Source organism: Thalassospira sp., assembly GCF_048059015.1.
Taxonomy (GTDB): Bacteria; Pseudomonadota; Alphaproteobacteria; order Rhodospirillales; family Thalassospiraceae; genus Thalassospira.
The window spans coordinates 577,626-602,500 of the sequence record NZ_JBLLNT010000002.1 but is presented as its reverse complement, the minus strand read 5'-3'; the positions used below and the strand labels follow the sequence as shown (position 1 = coordinate 602,500).

The 24,875-nt window shown below is 53.3% G+C and carries 21 protein-coding genes and 1 pseudogene; 8 read left to right on the top strand and 14 right to left on the bottom strand.

The window, feature by feature from the left end:
* Nucleotides 1–102 precede the first annotated feature (102 nt).
* The 8 genes and pseudogenes from ahcY to ACMZ66_RS03385 all read right to left on the bottom strand — a co-directional run bounded on the left by ahcY (nucleotide 103) and on the right by ACMZ66_RS03385 (nucleotide 8,229).
* Nucleotides 103–1,399, bottom strand: a pseudogene (gene ahcY, locus ACMZ66_RS03420) (adenosylhomocysteinase).
* 257 nt (nucleotides 1,400–1,656) lie between these two features.
* A complete protein-coding gene (gene ptsP, locus ACMZ66_RS03415) occupies nucleotides 1,657–3,453 on the bottom strand; it encodes a phosphoenolpyruvate--protein phosphotransferase (protein ID WP_416934431.1) in 1,797 nt (598 codons plus the stop codon).
* 66 nt (nucleotides 3,454–3,519) lie between these two features.
* On the bottom strand, nucleotides 3,520–3,795 hold the full coding sequence (locus ACMZ66_RS03410; protein ID WP_416934430.1) for an HPr family phosphocarrier protein: 276 nt from the start codon (nucleotides 3,793–3,795) through the stop codon (nucleotides 3,520–3,522).
* 64 nt (nucleotides 3,796–3,859) lie between these two features.
* Entirely contained in the window at nucleotides 3,860–4,264 is a 405-nt protein-coding gene (locus ACMZ66_RS03405; RefSeq protein WP_416934428.1) for a PTS sugar transporter subunit IIA, read from the bottom strand.
* Nucleotides 4,265–4,282: 18 nt separating this feature from the next.
* Nucleotides 4,283–5,044 (bottom strand): RNase adapter RapZ, encoded by a 762-nt coding sequence (gene rapZ, locus ACMZ66_RS03400; protein WP_416934426.1) that lies wholly within the window; start codon nucleotides 5,042–5,044, stop codon nucleotides 4,283–4,285.
* Between the two features lie 179 nt (nucleotides 5,045–5,223).
* On the bottom strand, nucleotides 5,224–5,706 hold the full coding sequence (locus ACMZ66_RS03395; RefSeq protein ID WP_416934424.1) for an HPr kinase/phosphorylase: 483 nt from the start codon (nucleotides 5,704–5,706) through the stop codon (nucleotides 5,224–5,226).
* A 56-nt stretch (nucleotides 5,707–5,762) separates the two neighbouring features.
* A complete protein-coding gene (locus tag ACMZ66_RS03390) occupies nucleotides 5,763–7,412 on the bottom strand; it encodes a stimulus-sensing domain-containing protein (protein ID WP_416934422.1) in 1,650 nt (549 codons plus the stop codon).
* Nucleotides 7,413–7,512: 100 nt separating this feature from the next.
* Nucleotides 7,513–8,229 (bottom strand): response regulator transcription factor, encoded by a 717-nt coding sequence (locus ACMZ66_RS03385; protein ID WP_416934420.1) that lies wholly within the window; start codon nucleotides 8,227–8,229, stop codon nucleotides 7,513–7,515.
* 255 nt (nucleotides 8,230–8,484) lie between these two features.
* Here ACMZ66_RS03385 and ACMZ66_RS03380 point away from each other — a divergent pair, with 255 nt between their 5' ends.
* The 6 genes from ACMZ66_RS03380 (at nucleotide 8,485) to ACMZ66_RS03355 (ending at nucleotide 17,141) form a co-directional block, all read left to right on the top strand.
* Complete coding sequence (locus tag ACMZ66_RS03380; RefSeq protein WP_416934418.1) at nucleotides 8,485–10,251, top strand: ATP-binding protein; 1,767 nt, start codon at nucleotides 8,485–8,487, stop codon at nucleotides 10,249–10,251.
* A 2-nt stretch (nucleotides 10,252–10,253) separates the two neighbouring features.
* Complete coding sequence (locus ACMZ66_RS03375) at nucleotides 10,254–11,651, top strand: sigma-54-dependent transcriptional regulator (RefSeq protein ID WP_416934416.1); 1,398 nt, start codon at nucleotides 10,254–10,256, stop codon at nucleotides 11,649–11,651.
* Nucleotides 11,652–12,206: 555 nt separating this feature from the next.
* Entirely contained in the window at nucleotides 12,207–13,172 is a 966-nt protein-coding gene (locus ACMZ66_RS03370; protein ID WP_416934414.1) for a TAXI family TRAP transporter solute-binding subunit, read from the top strand.
* 26 nt (nucleotides 13,173–13,198) lie between these two features.
* Entirely contained in the window at nucleotides 13,199–13,675 is a 477-nt protein-coding gene (locus ACMZ66_RS03365) for a DUF1850 domain-containing protein (RefSeq protein WP_416934412.1), read from the top strand.
* 5 nt (nucleotides 13,676–13,680) lie between these two features.
* Nucleotides 13,681–15,696 carry a TRAP transporter permease gene (locus ACMZ66_RS03360; RefSeq protein ID WP_416934410.1) on the top strand — a complete coding sequence of 672 codons (2,016 nt, stop codon included), beginning with the start codon at nucleotides 13,681–13,683 and terminating at the stop codon, nucleotides 15,694–15,696.
* 158 nt (nucleotides 15,697–15,854) lie between these two features.
* Nucleotides 15,855–17,141 carry an MFS transporter gene (locus ACMZ66_RS03355; RefSeq protein WP_416934408.1) on the top strand — a complete coding sequence of 429 codons (1,287 nt, stop codon included), beginning with the start codon at nucleotides 15,855–15,857 and terminating at the stop codon, nucleotides 17,139–17,141.
* 345 nt (nucleotides 17,142–17,486) lie between these two features.
* Here the strand turns inward: ACMZ66_RS03355 and ACMZ66_RS03350 are convergent, their stop codons facing one another.
* Nucleotides 17,487–17,870 carry a hypothetical protein gene (locus ACMZ66_RS03350; RefSeq protein WP_416934406.1) on the bottom strand — a complete coding sequence of 128 codons (384 nt, stop codon included), beginning with the start codon at nucleotides 17,868–17,870 and terminating at the stop codon, nucleotides 17,487–17,489.
* A gap of 753 nt (nucleotides 17,871–18,623) precedes the next feature.
* Entirely contained in the window at nucleotides 18,624–18,806 is a 183-nt protein-coding gene (locus ACMZ66_RS03345) for a hypothetical protein (RefSeq protein ID WP_416934404.1), read from the bottom strand.
* Nucleotides 18,807–18,945: 139 nt separating this feature from the next.
* On the opposite strand from ACMZ66_RS03345, the gene ACMZ66_RS03340 reads away from it, so the two are divergent.
* On the top strand, nucleotides 18,946–19,935 hold the full coding sequence (locus tag ACMZ66_RS03340; protein WP_416934402.1) for a LysR family transcriptional regulator: 990 nt from the start codon (nucleotides 18,946–18,948) through the stop codon (nucleotides 19,933–19,935).
* A 1-nt stretch (nucleotide 19,936) separates the two neighbouring features.
* Here ACMZ66_RS03340 and ACMZ66_RS03335 read toward each other — a convergent pair whose 3' ends face one another.
* Together ACMZ66_RS03335 and fmt are read right to left on the bottom strand one after the other, a co-directional pair.
* Nucleotides 19,937–20,491, bottom strand: coding sequence for a GNAT family N-acetyltransferase (locus tag ACMZ66_RS03335; RefSeq protein WP_416934400.1), 555 nt, complete (start codon nucleotides 20,489–20,491; stop codon nucleotides 19,937–19,939).
* Complete coding sequence (gene fmt / locus ACMZ66_RS03330) at nucleotides 20,491–21,417, bottom strand: methionyl-tRNA formyltransferase (RefSeq protein ID WP_416934398.1); 927 nt, start codon at nucleotides 21,415–21,417, stop codon at nucleotides 20,491–20,493. The genes ACMZ66_RS03335 and fmt overlap by 1 nt, the downstream gene beginning before the upstream one ends.
* 29 nt (nucleotides 21,418–21,446) lie before the next feature.
* Here fmt and ACMZ66_RS03325 point away from each other — a divergent pair, with 29 nt between their 5' ends.
* Complete coding sequence (locus tag ACMZ66_RS03325; RefSeq protein WP_416934396.1) at nucleotides 21,447–22,364, top strand: methyltransferase type 12; 918 nt, start codon at nucleotides 21,447–21,449, stop codon at nucleotides 22,362–22,364.
* Between the two features lie 161 nt (nucleotides 22,365–22,525).
* Here ACMZ66_RS03325 and def read toward each other — a convergent pair whose 3' ends face one another.
* Nucleotides 22,526–23,044 (bottom strand): peptide deformylase, encoded by a 519-nt coding sequence (def, locus tag ACMZ66_RS03320; protein ID WP_416934394.1) that lies wholly within the window; start codon nucleotides 23,042–23,044, stop codon nucleotides 22,526–22,528.
* Between the two features lie 115 nt (nucleotides 23,045–23,159).
* On the bottom strand, nucleotides 23,160–24,692 hold the full coding sequence (gene rmuC, locus ACMZ66_RS03315) for a DNA recombination protein RmuC (RefSeq protein ID WP_416934392.1): 1,533 nt from the start codon (nucleotides 24,690–24,692) through the stop codon (nucleotides 23,160–23,162).
* Between the last annotated feature and the right edge of the window lie 183 nt (nucleotides 24,693–24,875).

Below are 24,875 nucleotides of genomic sequence, written 5' to 3'. Positions count from 1 at the left end.
AAACAGCCCGAAGGTCTCCCTTCGGGCTGTTTTGAGATCTTTAGGCACTATTGGCCTCTATCTATATAGAGAACCCCAGTGACCGTAATTGGCAAAAGCCAATTAGTAGCGGTAGTGATCCGGCTTGAACGGACCAGCCTGCGGAACACCAATATAATCGGCCTGTTCGGACGACAGTTTGGTCAGCTTAACGCCAAGACGATCGAGGTGCAGAGCTGCAACTTTTTCATCAAGGTGTTTCGGCAGGACGTAAACCTTGTTTTCGTAGTTCGCAAAGTTCTTCCACAGTTCGATCTGTGCCAGCACCTGGTTGGTGAAGGACGCCGACATCACGAAGCTCGGGTGACCGGTTGCGCAACCAAGGTTGACCAGACGGCCTTCGGCCAGAACGATCAGACGTTTGCCATCCGGGAATTCGACTTCGTCGACCTGCGGCTTAACGTTGTCCCACTTGTAGTTACGCAGCGAGCCGATCTGGATTTCGGAATTCGAAGTGACCGATGTTGCAAACAATTGCGCGGTCTTTCATCGCACGCATGTGGTCAAGCGTGATGATGTCGATGTTACCCGTGGTGGTGACGAAGATGTCGCCAACCGGAGCAGCGTCTTCCATCGTGGTGACTTCGTAACCTTCCATCGCGGCCTGCAATGCGCAGATCGGATCGATCTCGGTTACGAGAACGCGTGCACCTTGGCTGCGCATCGAAGCAGCAGAGCCTTTGCCCACGTCACCGAAGCCAGCAACAACAGCGATCTTACCAGCAACCATCACGTCGGTTGCGCGCTTGATGCCATCGACCAGGGACTTACGGCAGCCATAAAGGTTGTCGAATTTCGACTTGGTGACCGAGTCATTGACGTTGATTGCCGGAACCTTAAGGGTGCCTTTTTTCGCCATTTCATAAAGGCGGTGAACACCGGTGGTGGTTTCTTCCGACAGACCTTTGATGTCTTCAAGAAGTTCCGGGTATTTTTCGTGGATCAGCTGGGTAACGTCGCCGCCATCATCAAGGATCAGGTTCGGCTTCCAGCCGTTCGGACCAGAGATGGTCTGCTCGATGCACCACCAGAATTCTTCCTCGGTTTCGCCTTTCCAAGCGAAGACCGGGATTTCAGCAGCAGCGATTGCCGCAGCAGCCTGATCCTGGGTCGAGAAGATGTTGCAAGACGACCAGCGAACTTCTGCACCAAGGGCAGTCAGGGTTTCGATCAGAACTGCGGTCTGAATGGTCATGTGCAGGCAACCGACGATGCGTGCGCCAGCAAGCGGCTGTGCCGCACCATATTCTTCACGCAGCGCCATCAGGCCCGGCATTTCGGTTTCGGCAATCGCGATTTCCTTGCGGCCCCAAGCGGCCAGCGAAATGTCAGCGACCTTGTAATCGGTAAAGTTCGACATGTCGTCTCCAATCAAACAGGAATGGCGCATCCGCCCCGGGTTTGACCCTGCCGATACGCCGATAAATTCTGTTGCGGCCCAATCCCTGACCGCGATGGAAGACATATAAAGATTTCTTTATATCGATTTCAAGTCTTTTCTTGTGTAATTTTCACGACCAAACAGCACCATGGGTTCTCCAGCGCTGCAAAGCCCTGAAATCACGCCGAAACCGGCACGATGCTGTAAATCCATGTGAAGGGTGAAAAGTCGCCCGATCAGGCGAGATCGTTGAAATCATCAAGCATCATGGCGATGCGCGCAGAATCCCATTGCTCCATCACGCGGTTGGCCTGATGTTGGGAATTACGAGTATCAAGACGCCGCAGCCGTTGCTTAACCAGCAGAAGATTAACCGGTGACATCGACAGATTGCGCAGGCCAAAGCCGATGAAAAGCGGCACATAGCGCGGATCACCGGCCATCTCGCCACAGACACTGATCGGGATGTCGCGTTCGCCCGCCACCCGGATCACATCGCGGATCAGACGCAGTACCGCAGGATGAAGCGGATCATAAAGCCCTGCGACCTGATCATCGGTACGGTCAATCGCCAGGGTATATTGCGTCAAATCGTTGGTGCCAATAGCAAAGAAATCACATTCGCGCGCCAGCGTATCAATCGCCAGGGCCGCCGCCGGAATTTCAATCATGGCACCCAAGGGCGGCAGCGTTTCCGGGATCGAATGGCCATCGCGGCGCAGGCGTTTGGCCACCGCTTCGTAGATCTGGCGCGACCGGGTCATTTCATGCACACCCACCACCATCGGGATCAGAACCCGGATCGGCCCATGCAAGGATGCGCGCAAGATCGCCGCAAACTGTGCTTCAAGCAGCTCGGGCTTGCGGAGCGACAATCGAATGCCGCGCAATCCCAATGCCGGGTTTGGCCCGGAGCCCATTTCATTTTGCAGGGCCACCGCAAGCTTTTCACCGCCAATATCAAGGGTACGGATCGTGACCGGCCTGCCATCCATGCGTTTGACGATATCGGCGAGCTCTTCATATTGCTCGTCCTCGTCTGGCAGGTAATCCTTGTTCATGAACATGAATTCACTGCGCAAAAGCCCGATCCCGGTCGCACCATTTTCAAGGGCGGCAGAGAGTTCGATCGGCAGTTCGATATTGGCATGAAGATCAATATCAACACCGTCGCGCGTGGCCGATGGCACATCACGAAGGGATGCCAGTTTATCGCGCGCCGCCAGCCAATCAGCCCGGCGTTGTGTGTAATGTTCAATATCATCTTCGGTCGGTGACAGGATGACTTCGCCCCGGCCACCATCGACAATGATCTGATCACCACCCGAAACACCGCGAATGATGTCAGCCGCCCCCAGTACCGCGGGGATACCAAGCGATCTTGCCATGATGGCGGTGTGTCCTTCTGCCCCACCAAGTGCGGTGACGAAGGCGGCCAATTCGCCAGATGCGAAGCGCGCCATATCGGCCGGGCTGACATCTTCGGCAATCAGGATCGCACCCTTGGGCGCCTTATCCACTGCCCGATCGGTTTCCCCCATCAGGCAGCGCATCAGACGAAGACCGACTTCGCGGATATCGGTCGCACGTGCAGCGATATAGCGATCATCCATGCCCGAAAACTGATTGGCGATGGCATCAATCACTTCGCTGACCGCATGCACCGCATTGAGCTTGCGCGAGACAATCAATTCTTCCGCCCCACGCACCAAGCGTGACTCCGTCAGCATATGGATATAGGCATCCATCAGGAAGCCAAGTTCCTCGGACGCGGCACTTTCGGTTGTGCTGGATTGAGATTTTAGTCGTTTGAGCTGATCGATGCTTTCGGCAACGCCGCCATGCAGGCGTTTGCATTCTGCCTGAACCGCATCCTCGGCAACGGGTTTGCGGCTGACCTGGATATATTGCCGATCCAGAACAAAAGCCCGCCCGATCACGATACCGCCCGATGCGCCCAACCCGGTGATAACCCGGCGGACGCCTGTTACATGCTCATCGGTTACGGTTTGGTTTTTTGGCGGAACTTGCAAACCTGGGATCAGGACCTGTTCTTGTTGTTTTCCCGAAAGTCAGACGTCTTGTTTGGATAGACGTTCTTATTCTTCGTCGAACTTGGCATCGACAAGTTCATTTAGGGCATCAATTGCCTTGGTGGCGTCGGGTCCGGTTGCCTCAACCTCGATCTCGGTGCCAATTGATGCGGCAAGCATCATCAGCCCCATGATCGACACACCAGATACCTCGGTCCCGCGATTGCGCACCATGATGCTGGATTCAAATTCGCCCGCCAGTTTAACAAATTTTGCAGCCGCCCGCGCGTGCAATCCGCGCTGGTTACTGATTGTTAAAATGCGTTTTTCCTTCTGCGCCATCTATGTCCCCGCCAGCCGGACGCTTCGTCCCCGCGCATCCGGCCATCTTTTTATTGTTGCAGACTTATTCCTCGCCGCTGAGAAGCCGCGATGCAACGTTGATATATTTACGTCCTGCATCCTGGGCCGCATTGACCGTTTCAGCCAATGTGCCATCGATGCGCACAGATGCCAGTTTGATCAACAAAGGTAAATTTACCCCTGCGATAACTTCAACATTTGCCTGTTCCATGATGGAAATCGCCAGATTGGAGGGCGTCCCGCCGAACATGTCGGTCAGCAATACCACACCTTTGCCGCTGTCGACTTTTTCGACGCTGGCAAGAATGTCCGAGCGGCGTTGTTCCATGTCGTCATCGGGTCCGATACAGACCGAAGCGACATTTTCCTGCTCGCCTACGACATGCTGCAAGGCAGATACGAACTCTTTCGCGAGATCGCCATGGGTGACCAGCACCATCCCGATCATGCAGTTTTCTCCATTTTATCACTCCCCCGAAGTCGGTTCGTCCGGCTTGTCACGATGACTGAGATGTGTGTCATATCCCAGATCAGCAATCCAGTCATTGAGTATCCGTGCGATATAAACCGAACGATGTTGACCACCCGTACATCCAATCGCAATGGTCAGATAGCTTTTACCTTCTTGCGCATAGCGCGGCAAAATCGGCTCCAACATTGCTTTTAGGCGGGTCACAAACCCGGAGAAGTCCGGGTCTTCTTCTATGTATCGCCCAACAGCCGCATTAAGCCCGGTCATCAGACGAAGCTCGGGATCATAATGCGGGTTGCGCAGAAAGCGAACGTCAAAAACCAGATCGGCTTCTGCCGGGACGCCCTGTCGGAACGAAAAGCTTTTGACAAAGATCGCCATGCCTTCGGTTTCGCCAATATCAAATTGGTCCTGAAGGATCTTGCGAAGCTCTGCTGATTTCATGCGCGATGTGTCGATCCGCATGTCCGCCGTCGCCGCAATCGGCGCCATCAGGCGTTTTTCATGCTCGATCGCATCCACAAGCGGGCGATCATGGCTAAGCGGATGGGGACGGCGCGTTTCGGTAAAGCGACGCTGCAGAACTGCCGTATCCGCATCAACATAGATCATCAACGGATCCATGCCGGTCTGATGACGCAGCCGGTCGACAATTTCGACAAACTGATCCACGCCAAAATCACGGGTACGGATATCTAGGCCAATCGCAATGGGTTGTTCCGGGCGGCAATCGCTTGGCACCAGGGCTGAAAGCATCCGAAGGGGCAGGTTATCGACCGCATCAAAGCCGAAATCTTCAAGAATTTCAAGGTTGTCGTGCGCCCGGCGCCGGAAACGCCGGTCACCAGCACCAGTCCGCTTTTGCCATCAAAAGCGCCAAGAGCCTTGCTCTGTTCATCAGACGATGTGACGGGAGTTTTCTGCAAAACCAATTCCTAGGATTTAAGTCGCATTTCACCGGTCGCCAGCGCAAGGGCAACGGATATCTTTGCCTCAATCGCCGGATCCGATGAACATAATGTCCATCGTGGAATGGCGATACCACAAATCTCTTCAGATACTTGTTCTGGCATGCGCTCGATCACACTTTCGTCGACTTCGAGATCAATCAGAACCCGTACCTTGCATTCTAAATGACTTGCCAAGCCCCGCACGATGCCGATGCCGCGCACTTCGCACATTCCGGCAATCGTTTTGGGTGCGCTGGCGACAAGGCATCCGTCGCGCGCAACAAGGTCTGTACGATCATCGGAAATCAGAAACGCACCGGCATGCACCAGACGCAAGGAAAGGCTGGATTTGCCTGAGCCGGATGGTCCGCGAAGCAGCACCCCATGGGCACCGATCTGAACACAGTTTGCGTGAAGTTGAGACATAATGGAAAAACGATGCTTGCCAATCACTGCGCTGTCAAACACCAAACGCCGCAACCTAGTCTAACGAATAAGAGATTGGCGGTTTTGCGCCGCAAAAACTAGTCGAGTGGCAGACGAATGGTAAAGACAGCACCCTTGATCTGGCCATTCAGCTCGCGATTCCGTGCTGAAAGCTGACCATTGTGGGCCGAGATAATCCGCTTGGAAATCGAAAGACCAAGACCGGAATGCTGACCAAACTTCTCGGTCGCGGGGCGCTCGGTATAGAAGCGGTTAAAGATCGCCTCTTCCTTGCCCGGCGGGATGCCTGGCCCGTCATCTTCAATCGTGATCGCAGCCCAGTTCTTGTCACGCCATGCATTGACGCGCACTTCACCGCCTTCAGGTGTGAATGTAATCGCGTTTGAAATCAGGTTTCTAAACACCTGCGTCAAACGGCTTTCAAGGGCGGGGACAAGCAATCCTTCGGGCACAGTCACGCGAATGCGCGGGCCATCAACGTCGGCATTATAAAGCTCGCCCAATGTTTGCAGCAGAACGCCAAGATCAACTTCCTCGCTTTCGGCACGCGAAAGTTCTGCATCCATACGCGAATAATCGGAAATATCACTGATCAGGCGATCCAGTCGCTGAACGTCTTCGGCAATGATTTCCATCAGGCGGCGTTGGCGTTCAGGGTCTTTAAGGCGGGTCGCCGTTTCCACCGCGGATCGAAGCGATGTCAGAGGGTTTTTGATCTCGTGCGCCACATCGGCGGCAAATCGTTCAATCGCATCCATTCGATCCCAAAGCGTTTCGGTCATATCGCGTAAGGTGGTCGACAGATCACCAATTTCGTCGCGGCGATCAGATAGATCAGGGATGGCGAATTGGCGGTTTTTGCTGCGACGGACACGCTCGGCCGCACGGGCCAGACGGTTGAGCGGGCGGGTGATCACACCAGCCAGATAGATCGACAAAAGAACCGTAATGCCAAAGGCAAAGACAAAGATTTTCAGGATATCAAGCCGCACGGCATGAAGCGCATTTTCAATCGCATCACCATTTTTGGTCAGCATCACCGATGCCAGAACCTGCTTGAACCGTGCAACCGGGACCGAGACCGACAAAATACGACGCCCCTGACTGTCAACACGGACCACCCCGCGCGAATAACCCGCGAGTGCGGCTCGGACTTCCGGGTAATCGGCGGCACTGGCCACGGGTGGGTCGACATAAAGTGGCAGGGGCTGTTCGCCTTCAAACAGGGTCAAGACCCCGTCGGTCAGCTTGCGCATGATATCGGCAAAGGCATCTTCATCGCCGGGTGCGGGAAGTTCTTCGGCCTGAATGGTCCCGGCGCCAAAGGACTGGATATTGCGGCTATCGGCCATCAGTTTGCCGTTGGTGGCAAAAAGCCGTGTGCGTGCGCCTGTGATGCCGACAAGACGGCGCACCATTTCGCGCGCGACTTCAAGCTTCACCCGGTTGCTGGCGTCATCGTCGGAGCTGACCGCAGATGTCGAAAGGGCGGCGGCATACATTTCGGCCTGAACGGCCATGGCTTCAAGCTCGGAATGAATGAGTTCCTGCTTATAGCGGCCCAGATACAAAATACCTGCGACCAGCACGAACAAAGCCAGCGCATTCACAGCCAGAATGCGCCAGGTCAGTGGGGATAAGAGCCCGTGACGTTCCTCTATTCGCGCTGTCCTTGTTTCGGACTGGACAGCTGTCTGGTCGTGCTCGCCGGCACTTAGATCGCTCATTCAAACCTGCAAAACTGGTCTGGCACCATCAGACCTGCAAAAGAAACTGTGCCGGAAAGCATGGCAACACACGATTTCCGGCACATAACAATCCTTAGGATCAACCTGCCACAGTGGCAGAGTTGCGATAGCGATATCCGACACCATACAGGGTTTCGATTTCCTTGAATTCCTTGTCGGTCTCGCGGAACTTTTTGCGCAGACGCTTGATATGGCTGTCGATTGTACGGTCATCGACATAGATATGTTCGCCATATGCCGCATCAATCAGCTGGTCACGGTTTTTCACGTGGCCCGGATGCTTTGCCAGCGCCTGGATCAACAGGAACTCGGTCACGGTCAGGTTCACATGCTGACCTTTCCAGCTGCACATATGACGCGACGGGTCGAGAACCAGATCACCACGCTGAAGAACGTCATCCGATCCGTTCGGACGCACACCGCCCGCGCGCAGGATTTCCGACCGGCGCAGCAAGGTACGGATACGTTCAATCAGCAAACGCTGGGAAAACGGTTTCTTGATATAGTCATCCGCGCCAAGACGTAGACCGGTCAGCTCATCAACCTCGTCATCCTTGGATGTCAGGAAGATGACCGGCATTTCAGTCTTCTTGCGCAGATGGGTCAAAAGTTCCAATCCGTCCATGCGCGGCATCTTGATATCAAGAACGGCAAGGTCCGGCTCTTCTTTGGTGATCGCGTGAAGCGCCTCTGAACCATCAGAATATGTCAGGACCTCATATCCTTCTTCTTCCAACGCCATGGAAACCGACGTCAGGATATTACGGTCGTCATCAACAAGTGCGATCTTACTCACCTGGACCTCTTCATCTGGACAGATACAAATTGCTCATTCGTTTGGTGACTATACCTTTTACATCCCAATGTGGCGAAAAAATAACCACTTGCGGCATAATTAAGGCTTGTCGAATACAGCACCCTGACGAATGCCGGAATTGCTGTATATGTTGACTTTGCGCCCGCGCGACAAATAACAATCACCATTCCTGGGCATAAGCCCATCTGCCCATAACGCCGGGCATTTGAAAATGATCCCTGCCCGACGGAGGTCGTGATTTTCTACTGGTTAAGCAAATTCAGCCGCGGCAGCCTGATCTTTGCAGGCACCCTGATCGCAGCCATTGTGATCTGGGGCGCTGTCAGCTCGACCGGAAATCTGACCATCCGCGAACTTCAGGATACCGGACAGGCGCGACTGGCCCTTTATGACAGCTCGCTCCGCGCCGCGGTCGACCGGTATCGGTATCTGCCTTATGTCGTTGCCCGCCATCATCAGGTGATCGACGCTATACTGGGCGTTGATGATCCGCAAACCGCCAATGTCTATCTTGAACGGGTCAATGACCGTTCGGGTGCGGCTGCCCTTTATGTTTTGGATCGCACCGGGATCACAGTCGCGTCGAGTAACTGGAACACAACTGATAGCTTCGTTGGCGAGGATTACAGTTTCCGCCCCTATTTCCGCCAATCCATATCAGGCGAAGAAGGCTTCTTTTTTGGCATCGGTGTCACAACCGGGCGCGCAGGGCTTTTCATTTCCAACCCGATCCGTCGCGGTGGCGCAGTCATTGGCGTCGTTGTCGTCAAACTGGAACTCGATGAGCTGGAAAAGAACTGGCAGGACGGTGGTGAGACGGTGTTTGTTATCGATTCTGATGGCGTCATCACGCTGACCAGTCGCGGTGACTGGAAATACAGAACCCTTTCGCCCCTGTCTGATTTTGATCGTGCCCGCATTGTTCAGAACCGCCAATATCCCGGCAAGGAACTGACATCTCTTAATGTCGGCCAACAGCTCGCCAAGGGATCAGGTATCGCCACGATCAACGCACAGCGCTTCCTGTTTGACAGCAAACCGATCCGCGGCAGCGACTGGCGCATATTTTACCTGACCTCTATGGATCAGGTGACGGACCGTCAGGGTGCAGTGATGCTGATTGCCATCATTGGCGGGGGCATGATCATTCTTGTCATCCTGTTCCTGCGCGAACGTGAGCTCAAACTGGCGTCCCAACGCGAAGCGCGTGAACTCGAACGTATTCAGGCACTTAATACCCGCCTTGAACAGGAAATCACCGAACGCCGCAAAACCGAAGACGAATTGCGCGGCACGCAAAACGAACTGGTACAGGCCGGAAAACTTGCCGCCCTTGGTCAGATGTCAGCCGCCATCGCCCATGAAATCAATCAGCCGATTACCGCGATCAGAACATTCTGCGCCAGTGCGAAACTGATGCTCGAACGCGGCAAGACCGAACAGCTTGAACAAAATATCGGCCAGATTTCATCGCTGACCGAACGCATGGGCGCAATCACCGGGCAGCTTAAGACCTTCTCGCGCAAATCGACCGGCGTACTTGAACCAGTTGATCTGAAGATCGCCCTTGATAACGCCCTTCAATTGCTAAGCCCGCAGCTTCAACAAGAAGACTGCACGCTTGAACGTCATGAACCCGCCGATCCGCTGATCGTCCATGCCGATCTGGTTCGGATTGAACAGATTTGCGTCAACATCATCCGCAACGCGCTTGATGCAATGGAAAACAGTTCGGTCAAACGCATCCGCATCGACCTGTCATCGAAACAGGATGACGTGATCATGTATATCACCGACACGGGACCTGGCATGAATGACGAAACCCTCGCCCTTTTGTTTGATCCATTCTTTACCACCAAGGATCCGGGTCAGGGTGTCGGGTTGGGTCTTTCGGTGACTTATGGCATTGTGCGCGACTTCGGTGGCAGCATAAAAGCCTATAACACCGAAACAGGTGGTGCCTGTTTTGAAGTTCGTCTGCCGTTGTTAAAGGACGCCTAACCGTGACATCGACCCACCAGACCAACGAGCCCGACCTTAAACCGCATATCGTCATTGTTGATGATGACGAAGCGATGCGCATGGCGCTGTCGCAATGGCTGGAACTGTCGGACTTTGATGTCACGGTCTATGAAGATGCCCGCGAAGCACTTCGCGACATCAATCCAAGCTTTACCGGTGTGATCCTGACCGACGTTAAGATGCCCAAGCTTGATGGTATCACCTTTACCCGATCGATCCTGTCGGCCGATCCCGATATCCCCGTCATTCTCATGACCGGACATGGCGATGTGCCGATGGCAGTCGAAGCCATGAAAAGCGGCGCCTATGATTTCGTTGAAAAACCGTTCGAGCCAAAGGACATTGTCGAAAGCCTCGAACGTGCGATTGAAAAGCGCCGCCTTGTCATCGAAAACCGCAATCTGCGCCGCCAGATCAGTAATCGCGGCAGCCTTGATAGCCGCCTGATCGGCAACAGCCCGCCGATGCGTGCACTGAAGGACGAAATCGCCAATATCGCCCCAACCGAAGTCCCGGTTTTGATTTCTGGCGAAACCGGGACGGGCAAGGAACTGGTGGCGCGCGCCATCCATGATCTAAGCGACCGGCGTGACGAGAAATTCGTTGCGGTAAACTGTGCCGCCATCCCGGAAAACACCGCCGAAAGCGAGCTATTTGGGCATGAAAAGGGATCATTCACCGGTGCTGTTGTTCAACGCATCGGCTGGATCGAACATGCGATTGGCGGAACGCTTTTCCTTGATGAGATCTCAAGCATGCCGCTTGCACTGCAGGCCAAATTGCTGCGTGTGATTGAACAGCGCGAAGTTGTCCGGGTTGGTTCCAACGCCCCGGTAAAGGTCGATTTCCGCCTGATCTGTGCCAGCAACGAAGACCTGACCGAGGCGGTCGCCGCGCGCAATTTCCGCGAAGACCTTCTGTTTCGTATCAACACATTCGAACTTGCCATCGCGCCCTTGCGCGATCGCAAGGAAGATGTGGCATTGCTGTTTGATATCTTTGCCGAACGTGCGGCCGAGCGGTTTGAACGCCCCTATGAACGCGTAACACCCGCCCTGACCGGGCAACTCAAGTCCCATGAATGGTCGGGCAATGTGCGCGAACTTAAAAACATGGCCGAACGCTATGTTCTGTTGGTCGGAAGTCCCGAGGAACGGTTCAAACGCCTGTTTAAGGGTGGTTTTGACACAACCGGATCGGCCAGCAATGATCTTGCCTTGGCCGATCAGTTGCGCGATTTCGAAGAACGCATCATCCGCGATGCGCTTGATCGTCATGACGGCAATGTCAAATCGGTGATGGAAGAACTTGATATCCCGCGCAGGACGCTGAACGAGAAAATGAAAAAGTTGAACATCCGGCGCGGCAAGTCAGTCTGACAGCCCGAATTCAAATCTGATTCGGCCTTCTGACGCCAGTGGTGCGTCAATTTCCCTTAATGCCCATGACGCACCTGCAGCAATTCGCGCGCAATCGGCAAGATTCCGCCGACGAAAATTGGCAAATCGGCAAGATTATGCCGATTTAACGAATTGCGGCCAAATAAATATATGATTTTAAAGGACTATTTTTATTTTAGCTTTGGCATACTCATTGCAATTCAAAATCCCAAAATGATAAAATGCTAAAAAATATCGGGAGGAAGAATAACAGCCTGTCCAATTCGGACTGTGCAAAAGGGCTGTTTTGAAAATCATCTTTCCCATAAGATTTCATCGATCTGTCGGCTGAGCATTGCCCGTTTGCAATGCGCCTGACAGGTGCCGAAAGCTGCCACGCCGCGTGCGATCATGTCAGCAAACAGACGGTGCCACGTATGAAATCCAAGAATAACAGGCCATGTTTATTGGCCGATAAAGAACGTGAAGATCCAATTTCTTGAACGATCTTTGACTATCTGGACGTACCGAATGTTAACCCTAGGGAGGACTACCATGAAGCTACGTACTCTGCTTTGTGCAGCAGCCGCAGCCATGATGCTGACCGCCGCACCTGCGTCGGCACAGCAGCTTTCAATTGCGACCGGCGGTACCGGTGGCACTTATTATCCGTATGGCGGTGGCCTTGCGGAACTGATCACGAAATACATCGATGGCTCCAGCGCCGTTGCTGAAGTTACCGGCGCATCTGTCGAAAACATGGGCCTGATCGCTCGTGGTGAAAGTGACATTGCAATCGGTCTGGCTGATACCGTTTATGCTGGTTACACCGGCACCGGTAAATTCGAAGGCCGTACCCTTGATAACGTTCGTGCACTGGCTTCGATCTATCCGAACGCCGTTCAGATCGTCACCATGGCCGACAGCGGCATCAACGGCCTTGCCGACCTTAAAGGCAAGCGCGTTTCTGTTGGTGCACCGGGTTCGGGTACCGAAGTTTCCGCTCAGACCCTGCTTGCTGCAAATGGCATCACCTATGATGACATCGAAGAACAGCGCCTGAACTTCAACGAAACCGCAGATGCGCTCCGCGATGGCGACATCGATGCCGGCTTCTGGAGCGTTGGCCCGCCCACCAGCTCGATCCTCAACCTCGCAACCACCCGCGACATCAAGCTGATCGCGCTGACCGACGAGGAAATCCTTGCTGCTCTTGATGCTGAGCCGACCTTCGCACCGTATGCCCTGCGTAAAGGCATCTATGAAGGCGTTGAAGCACCGGTAAACACCATTTCGACCCCGAACGTTCTGTTCGTGAACGAAGAAATGGACGAGGAACTGGCTTATCAGATCACCAAGACCCTGTTTGAAAAGGTCGACGAGCTGATCGCCATCCACCCGGCAGCCAACGACACCACCGTTGACTTCGCGCTGAACTCCACCCCGATTCCGATGCATCCGGGTGCGCTTCGTTACTACGAAGAAACCGGTTTCCCGATCCCGCCGAAACTGGTCAAATGATTTTATCAAAGCTTGGGCGGCCTTTATTGGCCGCCCTTCTTCTCTCGGTTACGGCCTGTGCTGGTCCCGCCAGCCAGATGGAAACGAAACCCGGAACTGTTGTTGATCATCTTGAGGTGATTGGCGCTGACGGGACGCTTCTGGCCCGAACCGAAGTCCCACGCCAGACAGGCTGGTGTCTTTACTGGAACCATTCAGTTACCGGCGATGGCGTGATCGATTGCTATGTAGACGATCTGGGCAAGATGGTTCTCCATCGTGCGTATCAGCCCGACTTTGCCGCAGGCCTTGGCCATTATCCGGGCCGGGGAATTTTAACCAGCGCAGAAGGCGGCGGATACTGGATCGAAGATATTGATGAGCCCGTGCGCGGCAATGCCTATGTCCTGCGCGTCGGAAGCCTTGCGGTCAATCACCGTATCGTCACCGACAGTGACGAAATAAACCTTTCAAAGATGGCTGAACACACACGTGTCACCATCCGCCTTGATACCGGGGAATAAGTTTCATGTCTGAACCGGCACCGATTCCGTCCATGGCGGACAGATTGCCACAGCCGAAAATGGTTGTGTGGGCGATATCGATTGTTGCAGTCGCACTATCGCTCTTCCAGATGTATGGCGCGGGGATCGAACCGCTTGGACTGTTCTATCAGCGCAGTATCCATCTTGCCTTTGTGATGGTCCTGGCCTTCCTGATGTTCCCGGTATTTGGCAGCAACAAGAAGCGTGGCCCCCTTGGCTGGCTGATTGATATCGGCTTTTTGGCCGGCGCCTTTACCACAGGTTTCTATCTTTCCTTCTATCTCGACGAGATCATCAACCGTGCCGGTTTCTGGAGCGACGCGGATCTGATCATCGGCATCATCGCGACCGTTACCGTGCTGGAGGCCAGCCGCCGTGCAGTTGGCCTTGGCATGACCGTGATTGGCATCATTGCTATTCTTTATGCCTTGTCCGGTCCGCGCGGCGCTCTGCCATGGATTGGCGAATGGCTTCCTGGCATTCTGTCTCATCGCGGCAACAGCGTTGATCGACTGGTCGGGCAACTTTACCTTGGCCAGGAAGGCATATATGGCCTGCCGATGGGTGTTGCTGCGACCTACATCTTCATGTTCGTTCTGTTTGGTGCCTTCCTTGAAGTCACCGGTGCAGGCAAGTTCTTCATCGACATGGCCTATGCCGCAACGGGCAAAAAACCCGGTGGCCCGGCCAAGGCTGCTGTTCTGGCATCTGCCGGTATGGGATCGATCAGTGGTTCGGCCATTGCAAACGTCGTGACCACAGGTGCCTTCACCATTCCGCTGATGAAGAAACTGGGCTATCGCCCGGCACAGGCTGGCGGTGTTGAGGCAGCTGCCTCGACCGGCGGTCAGATCACCCCGCCGCTGATGGGTGCTGGTGCGTTCCTGATTTCCGAATATACCCAGGTGCCGTATCTCGACATTGTCATGGTGTCGATCTTCCCAGCGATCCTGTATCTCGGCACTGTCTACCTGTTTGTGCATATCGTTGCACTGAAACAGGGCATGCGCGGCATGCCGGTCTCGGAACTGCCGGATTGGCGTCAGGTTCTCAAGGAAGGCTGGCAGTTCATCCTGCCGCTTGGCATCCTGATTTATCTGCTTGTGCTCAATATCTCGCCGATGCGCGTTGGCTTCTGGGCAATCCTGTCTGTGATGGCTGTGGCCGCACTCCGATATGCTTTGTGGTTCTTTATCGTCGCACCGCAGAATGGTGAAAAACCGACACATGATGGCCTGATACAAGCAATCAAAAAGGGCATCGCGATCACGATTGCCGCCCTTGAACTTGGTGCCAAAAACGCCGTTGCCGTTTCGATGGCCTGTGCGGTTGCCGGTATCATTGTTGGCGTCGTTGGCGTGACCGGTCTGGGCCTGAAATTCTCGTCGATGATGATCGCATTCTCGGGCGGCAACATTGTTCTGGCACTTATTCTGGTGCTGATCGCAAGCCTGATCCTCGGTATGGGCCTGCCGGTAACGGCATCCTATATCGTTCTGATCGTGCTGGTTGGCCCGGCGCTGTCGAACGAGTTCGGCATTCCGCTTCTGATCGCCCATCTGGTTGTGTTCTGGTACTCGCAGGATAGTAATGTCACACCGCCTATTGCCTTGGCCGGGTTTGCCGGGGCGGCGATTGCCAATGCCAGCCCCATGGAAACCAGTATTCAGGCCTGGAAATTTGCCAAGGGTCTCTATCTGATCCCGGCCTTCATGGTGTTCAATCCCGAAATCATCGAAGGTGGTTCAATCCAGATCGTTCTGTGGACCGGCTTTACCGCGATCCTCTGTCTTGTGGCGTTTGCTGCGGCCCTTGAAGGATTCCTGTTCGCGCCGATGGATATCGTTTCGCGTATCCTGATTGTCCCAGCAACAATTGGTGTCTTCTATCCAGACATCACCGCCGAGATTGCCGGTACCGTGGTTCTGTTGCTGGTGCTTGCGCTTAACTGGTGGCAGGGCAAAAAGAACGGCCCGACACCGGCAACTGCTGCAAGCTAAGGCTTGATCCAACAAATCTTTTCAAAGGCCCGCAGCATTTCTGTTGCGGGCCTTTTTCTTTGATCTGAATTGCTTGCCTATTCTATGGGGCAGTAGACCATCCTGAATTGAATCGATACAATTCCCCGCGCCATTCAACTCTGGATTCGTGGATTCCCATGCAGTTCCTTCATCTGTTGCGCCAAGCACCAAGGCCGCTTGCCTTTGGCGCGTTGCATAGTTTCGGCTCCTCGTTCGGTCAGACTTTTCTGGTCGCGCTGTTTGTGCCCTTTATCTCCGCAAGTCTTGCGCTCAATGAAACCGAGTTTGCCAATATCTATGCCGGTATTACGATTGGCAGCGCACTCTGCCTGACCGTCGTTGGTCGCTGGATCGATAAGGTCGATATTCTGTCTTATAGCTTGGCGACCATGGGCTTGCTCGCCCTTGGCTGCGCGATGATTGCGGTTGCCAGCAATGTCTGGATGCTAATCGCAGCCCTGTTTATCTTGCGCCTGGCCGGGCAAGGCTTGATGAGCCATGTCAGCATGACCGGCATTGCCCGCTATTTCACAAAGAACCGCGGTCGTGCACTTGCCGTGGCAAGTTTTGGCTTTCCACTGGCCGAAGCCATCATGCCCGCCACCCTTTTGCCCCTGATTGCGGTCTTTGGCTGGCGCTACACCTATGGCGGGTCGGCGGTGTTTATTGTTGTCGTTTTGATCCCGCTTGCGATCTGGTTGATCCGCTCTGATCAGAAATTCCGTGCGGTCCCGAAAAAATCGGGCGAGTTGGCAAAACCCGACTCCACTTCCATGCAGGCCGATAATGACAATGTGCTTGATGATGCACCCCAAAGCGATCACCCGCGCCTGTTCCGATCGCTTTATGTCTGGTTCTGCCTGCCGATGCTGGCCGCACCACCACTGATCATGACCGCGCTGTTTTTCCATCAAGGTGCGATATCGACCCACAAAGGGATTGAGCTTGGCTGGTTTGCTGCGGGCTTCACGGTCTTTGCCATCACATCGGTGCTTGGCGCCTTTGGTAGCGGCCCGTTGATTGACAAACATACCGCGCGCCGTCTGTTCCCCTGGCATCTGATCCCGATGATGTTTGGCATCGTGGTGTTGAGCATGTCCAACGAACCCTTCGCCATCCTGATCTATATGGGTCTGGTCGGGATTACGGTCGGATTTGCCACCACACTTCGCACCGCCATCATCCCTGAACTGGTCCCGCTTGATGAAATCGGGGCTGTGCGCAGCACGCTTACCGCTGTGATGGTTCTGGCATCAGCGATGGGACCGGCGATTTATGGCTGGATGTTTGCTGCTGACATTTCAATTGCGATGATGCTCGTCATTACACTGGTTGCATCCGCCTTGGTGAGTTTTGGCTCGTGGTTCTCGGAACGACCAGGCTTTTATATACCGCCCAATATTGCGCTCAAGGAAAGCCATTAGTGGCAAACATTAATTGAATTTCATCAATAAAAACGATGAGTTTATGCCCAGACCCTTAACATTTAGACCCTATACATATCGGTATGTTAGCTGCAGAGTGTCCCACTCCACAGGACGTCAATGATGCTACAGCCCACAATCACTTGGTCTTGCTTTCTATCGTCGGGTGTTTTTGAGTTGTGCCGCAAGCTCAACGCTGCAGATAAGTTAACAGTCCACTTTTTTAGGACACTATCGGATTATGAAACGACATTACGCAAAATATAGTTTCTCAATAAACAAATCCGTCCCCATTTCCCCAAATGCACTAACTTCTGAAACTGACATATTTTAGCCCATTCATTATTAATCGATGTTAAACCGCCAAGAAGCTGGGAAAGGAATACACTTATCAACTGAAATATCTGGAAAAGGAAGAGAATATGAAATAAAATCCCTCCACCATCCGCTATAAGCAGAAAATATCTTTTGAGAATAAAAAACAACGGACTCTGTATTATTTTCATTCACGAAGAAATCATGCGATCTTATACTAAAAAATTCATTTATAACTTTGTATTCATTGCTATAAAAATTAGTTTTTTCCAAAATATATGTAAAAGGCTTATCAAAGAAAGCCAAATTCTCTTTCGCCTCAACGCTCCCATCTTTTGCCAAGCTATAGGATACCCAAACTAATTTAGAATCGCGCATCTTCGCTTGAAACACCGCTCCAACGCCTGAGCGCAAGATGTTCCAGCAATTTTCGTCGCACTTCTCGCCTACCCTTCTCAAAACTATTGAAGACGGAGACGGGGAATTGAAAATATTGGAAGGAAAATCCGACGTGTTACAATAATAACTCATAATAATTAATTTAGCTAGAAAGTCCCCACCTAAAACAAAAAACAAAAAAAAGAGAAACATAAAAATGCCTCAACTTCCCATATCTAAGCCTCACCGGCCAAACAATCAAAAATATAAATATAAAAATCGAAAATAAATAACTCATTTCACTCACCTAGACTCATTCCATAATTCCCACCACATAACCAAAATCCGATCTTATTAATCATTTTTGCAAATATTCGACCATTTTACCTGTCGTATTACTCAAATACATGTACGTTTCTTTATTTGCCGCCCCCTTTACGAGACACCTACATCAAACCCAGCCCAGATGGTATCAAGCCGAACAAGAAAAACAATCCAGAGACAGATCACATTGCCGATTTCGCCCCACGGCCTAGCCTGACCGCGAGATACTTTCAAAATACGACATTGATATTAAATGATAATTTTTGGAGAGTGGTAGCCTCGGAGGGACTAGTATCCCGCCGTGAACCTGAACAAAAAAATGGCCCGGATCACAAAGGTGACCGGGCCAGTCGGGAAAACAGCGTCAAATAGGGAGGAAGACGCTAGATAGAAAACTCTATCAAATCCTGCAGGAGCGCCTCTTGGGGAGGAAATCAATCAGCGCTCGACCGCAGGGGTAGTCAATTAGGCAGCACCGCCAACGGTGCCAGCCGGATGCTTGATCTCGGATGCCTTGTCCGAACCTTTGAACAGGTTGCGGAAGAAGGAACCTACGAACTCAGCGCGGAGCTGCTGACCTTTACGTACACCAGCTTCGATTTCGGTGGTGGAGATGTAACGGGTGGTGATTTCTTCGTAAGTGGCCATGATGACCTCCTTCAAATTTCTTTGGTTGCGACCCATGTCGCTCTCGATGAACTCAATCTAATTTTCTTTACGGGGAAAGAGAATTACCTCAATATGCACATTACTTGTGAATGATTGTCATAAATAGGAAGCCTGAGATATGGATCGCGCTGCGGAAATGGAAATCTTTGTCCATGCTGTAGAAGAAGGAAGCTTCTCTGCCGCTGCACGGACAATGCGCCTGTCGCCTTCTGCCGTTTCGAAATACATTTCGCGTCTGGAAGATCGCCTTGGCGCGCGCCTTTTGATGCGCACCACCCGGCAGCTCAGCCTGACCGAAGAAGGCCGTGCCTTTTATGAACGTGCGCGCACGATCCTGAACGAGATCGAAGAAGCCGAAGAAGTCGTCACCCAGCTTTATGCTGCACCCCGTGGTACGCTTCGCATCAACGCATCGGTCGCCTTCACCAAAATGCAGGTGGTGCCGCTGATCCCGGAATTCCTGGCACGTTATCCAGATGTGCGAATTGAGCTGACCCTTGATGATAAATTCACCGACCTGGTCAACGATGGCTATGACCTTGCCATTCGCCTGTCCGCGCTTGAAGACTCATCGCTGATCGCGCGTAAATATGCCGTCAACCGCCGCATGATCGTGGCATCGCCGGAATATCTTGAAAAGAATGGTATCCCGCGCAAGCCCCAGGATCTTGAAAACCATAACTGTCTGCATCTGTCATCTCGCGAAAGCTTCAACGACTGGCACTTTGAAACGCCCGATGGCCATGTGTCGTTCCGCGCGCAGGGTTCATTCTCCGCCAATGACGGTGACGTGCTCCACGAAGCCGTTCTGGCCGGGCTTGGCATGGCGCGACTGGCCGAATATCTGGTGCATGAAGATATCCGCACCGGGCGCCTGACCCCGGTTCTGACCGAATATGTCCATGATCAGGCATGGATTTCGGCGGTGTATCCGCATAAGCGTCACCTGTCGCCAAAGGTCCGTGCCTTTGTTGACTTCCTGGCTGAAAAGTTCACCCCGGTCCCGCCATGGGAGCTTGGCTTCCGCGACGCGCGTGCAGTTCGTCGTAATACCGATGCTGCGGCACCGGCCTCGACACCGGCCCAGACACCGGAAAGTGCTTCGTAACCTAGAACTGAAGCGCCTTTTGATAAGCGGCAAAATCCATTCGGAACTGATATTCCGAAGACTGGCTGAGATCATCAAGAATGCGGCTTTCCCCGGTCCGGGCGAAGCCGCATTTTTCATAGAAGCGATGACCAGCTTCAAACCGTGTATCAGTCCACAGCATTACGGTTTTGCAATCGCCGTGGGTCTGCCCCAACCAGGCAAGTGCCTTGGCCATCATTCGCTGGGCAATGCCGCGTCCGCGCGTGTCGCGATGCAGATAGACTTTATGAAGCTCCGCCTCATTAATCGTCAGATCGTATTTGATCCCAAAGCATCCAAGGATGTGACCTTCGGCATCAGTAGCGACCCAAATCCGGCCGTCAGCTGCCTTGAAGTCATCAACAATGGCATCTAGTTCCGGGAACTCGCCCGCACGGTCAAAAACGCAGCCGTCATATTCGGCAAACACACCTTCGATCAGATCGGCAATACCATCGCCATCACTGTTAAAGGCCGGGCGGATCGTTAAATCCGTTGATTTGCTATTCAACTGCTTTGCGACGATCTCGGTCATCAGCCCAGCACCACGCCCTTGGCAAGCTTGTCATAGCCGCGCAGAACTGCATCGGTATCCATTACCGACTTACCGGGGCGCTGAATACGGGTTGGGCGCAGGGCCGCTTTGCCGCAACCAATCGTCAATGCATCATCAAGAATCTCACCAACCGGGCCGGACTGATCAATAACCTCGGCAGCCTGTACCTTGATCCGTTCCTTGCCCAGTTCGAAATAAGCACCCGGCCATGGGGTAAAGGCGCGAATTTTGCACTCCAGCGCTTTGGCGTCATCCGCGAAATCAAGCTTGGCTTCAGCACGCTCCAACTTCGCGGCATAGGTCACGCCATCTTCTGGCTGTTTGGTCGCGGTGAGCTCACCTTTTGGGAGCTTATCGAGCGCCTCAACGATCATCTCGCCGCCCAATGCCGCCAGATCATCATGCAGGGCATTGGCATAGGTCTCAGCCGTAATCGGCAGCTCACCAATCAACAGCATGTCACCGGTATCAAGCCCGACATCCATCTGCATGATCGTCACACCGGTTGCTGCATCACCGGCCAAAATCGCGCGCTGGATTGGCGCTGCCCCGCGCCAGCGCGGCAGAAGGGACGCATGAATGTTCAGGCAGCCATATTTCGGCGCATCAAGGATCGCCTTTGGCAGGATCAGGCCATAGGCCGCCACCACCGCAACATCCAGATCAAGATCGGCAAAGGCCTGCTTTTCTTCATCAGATTTCAACGACACCGGATGGCGGACTTCAATGCCTCGGTCTGCGGCCCAGGCATGCACCGGGCTTGGCGTTTCCTTATGCCCGCGGCCTGCAGGACGCGGCGGTTGGGAATAAACACACACAACGTCATGACCGGCTGCCACCAGGTCCTTAAGCGCGACAAGGGCAAAATCCGGGGTTCCCATAAAGGCAATGCGCAATTTGGTCATATCGTCACGTCCGTTCAGCATCTGGTGTGGTGGCATTTTTCGATCAACAGGCGGCAATTTGGCGCTATCTTGTCGAAATGACAAGCCAAGCCTGCACCCAAACACGCAAATACCCCGTCGATATCATCTGGCATGCCGATTGGAGCATGTCGGCCAAAGGCCGTTGGGTTGCCAAGGCCAACCGGACGGGTCACGGCTGGCAGATCAACGCAATTGAGCCAGTTGGAGAACTCGATGCCTTTCGGGCTTCACTTCGTGAATTGGGAAGGACACAAAAAGTCTGGCTTGGCCTTGATATGCCGATCGGCTTTGCATCCACTTGGTTTGATGGCGCGAATGTTAAAGACTTCAATGTCCTGTTGGGGCTTCTCAGCACCGATGCATGGCAAGATTTCTTTGATGTCTGCCGTTTACCTGAAGAAATCACACATCAACGCCCCTTTTACCCGAAATCATCCGGCAAAAAGGGCAGCGTAAAACGCGATCATCTTATCCAGGCATTGGGCCTATCGACCTTTGGCGACCTGCACCGCCGCTGCGAATTGCCAACCCATGCCCGCACGGCCGCCTGCCCGCCATTCTGGACATTGGGCGCCAATCAGGTCGGCAAGGCAATGCTGCATGGTTTGCAAAACCTGATCCTGCCCGGTTTCCGTGATGGTTTTAACATCTGGCCCTATTCCGGTGATCTTGCGGCTTGCGCCAGCCAGTCTGGCGTCACCCTGATCGAAACATATCCCGGTGAAATATATGGATGGCTGGGACTAAGTAAGTTGACTAAATCATCACAATCCAGTCGCGCGGATGCGATCAGGTTTCTTTTGGAACACCCTGACAATACCGGGATCGAAATTGCTGATGAGGTCCGCTACGTCATCCAAGACGGTATTGATCGCGCACATGGCAAGGATGATGCATTTGACGCATTGATCGGGATTTTGGTTTGATCAGGATTGCTGCGGGCAAGCATGCCGAGAACCTGCCGCGTCGTGCGTCCATCCTTGAGCGCGAAGGCTGGATCGTCGGAATGGATGAGACCACCATCAGGGCAAAATAAAAGGGCCGGATAACCGGCCCTTAAACGTGATCAGAAATCACTGCGAAGCAATCAGGCAGACTTTTTGGTCTTCTGCAGCTTCTGGACTTTTTTCATGATCATGTTGCGCTTAAGCGCGCTCAGATAATCGGTGAACAAAATACCATCAAGATGGTCAAGTTCATGCTGGATGCAGGTCGCAAGCAGGCCATCTGCTTCGATCTCATGCTCCTTGCCATTTTCATCCAAGTAGCGCAGGCCCACTTCGGCCGGGCGTTCGACATCGGCATATTGCTCCGGGATCGACAGGCAGCCTTCCTGATAGACCGAGGTATCCTCGGATTCCCAGATGATCTCCGGGTTGATCAGTTTGATCGGTTCCGGTTTGTCCTTGTCGTCAGACACATCCATGACGACCACACGCTTCATCACACCGATCTGCGGCGCGGCCAGGCCAATGCCCGGTGCGGCATACATGGTTTCAAGCATGTCATCAAGAAGCTCTCTGATCTCATCATTTACTTCCGCGACCGGCTCACACTCCTTTTTCAGGCGGGGGTCGGGAACGATAAGAATCTCGCGCAGGGCCATGGGTCTGTAATCCGGTTTCGAACTAATTTCGGTAGATGATTATAACGAATTTCGCGCTTCGAGATAAGGTTTCCGTCACGCCAAGTCAAGCAAACTGCCGTGAACGGCCCCGATATCAGCCATGCTCGGTCCCCGTTGGGCGTGCGGCTTCTTCGTCCGTCTCCTCTGGCCCGGCAAGCAGTTCCATCTTGGTGATGTCACGCACATGGGTTTCCGACGGTGCGGGTTCCTCGATCATGCGATCATCGGCAACGATATGTTTTTCCTTAAGCTTTCTGGCTGAAACCAGAACCGATCCCTCAAGGGTTCCCAGCGTCTTATTGTAATTCTTGACCGTGCTTTCAAGCGACTTGCCCATCGCAGAAAAGTTCTTGGCAAGCGTGCCCAAACGATCAAACAACTGCTGACCGATTTCGCTGATGTCGCGTGCACTTTCGGCCAATGCTTCCTGCCGCCAGCCATATGCCACCGCCTTAAGAAGACCCAACAACGTGGTTGGCGTTGCAAGGATCACCCCATCGCGGAAGCTGTCTTCAATCAGGCGCGGGTCACGTTCCAGGGCAGCCGAGAAGAAGCTTTCACCTGGCAGGAACAACACAACGAATTCCGGGCTGTCTACCGACTTCCAATAGGATTTCTTCGACAGATCCGTGATCACCTTGCGCACATTGGTAACATAGGTCGCCATCAAGGCTTCGCGGCGTTCATCGTCATATTTTTCGTCAATCGCCTCAAGATAGGCTGATGTCGGCGCCTTGGCATCGACGACGATGTTTTTACCCCCCGGCAGATGGATGACCATGTCGGGCTTTTGAATGCCTTCATCGGTATTGAAATGCACCTGCTCGTCAAAGTCACAATGCTTGAGCATCCCGGCAAGCTCGACAATGCGTTTAAGCTGAAGCTCACCCCATTTGCCCGAAACCGATGAACTGGCACGAAGGGCCGAGCTCAGCGTTTGGGTTTCTTTGGACAAACGCGTCTGGGACTGCACAAGGGTTCCAACCTGTTCGCGCAATTCGCCGTAGGCTTCCTTGCGGTTTTTTTCAAGTTCATTAACCTTTGTATCAAAAGCCTCAAGACGTTCCTTGATGGGTTTTACAAGGCCATCAATTGCCTGCTGACGTTTTTCAAGATCACCCTTCGCCCCTTCCTGAAGGCGCGAGAAGTTTTCACGCGCAAGCTTCATGAACTCGTCGTTATTGACCTTAAGCGCATCAGACGACAGCGCCTTGAAACTATCAAGAAGCTTGGTTTTCGCATCTTCTAGCATGGCAAGCTTTTCGGCCGCGGCTTCGCGTTCTTTTTCAAGGGCTGTTTCAAGCTCGGAGCCCTTTTCGCGCCAATGATCAAGGGCGGTGCGAAGCTCCTTCATCTCGGCCTCAAGAACCGGGACGCGATTGGCTGTGGTTTCGGCAATGGCCCGTTTTTCCGAACTTTCCGAGAGCTTGTCGCGCGTTTGCGCCAATTCCGACGCCAGATCACGCCGGGTTGCTTCGGTCTGTTCAAGCTGGGATGCCAGCAATGCGGTACGCGACTCTGTCTCGCTTTCGGCGGCATCCTTGATGCGTTTGACCATCATGATGCAAAAAGCCAGTGCCACGACAGAGGCCGTCAGCGCACCTGCGGCCAAAGAAATCGGATCCATTGTCCCACCGTTTGTTCGTTGTCTGACTTCTTTGTATCTGTTTTGTTCCATCAAATCCAGAACCGAACAGCGGGAATTTTACGGCAGATGCGCAAAAATCTTGTTCGCGCTTGACTGGCGCAGGTCGAATTTTGTTCTATATTTCAACAAGATATTCAGGCCCCACGAGAATCCAGCTGCCAT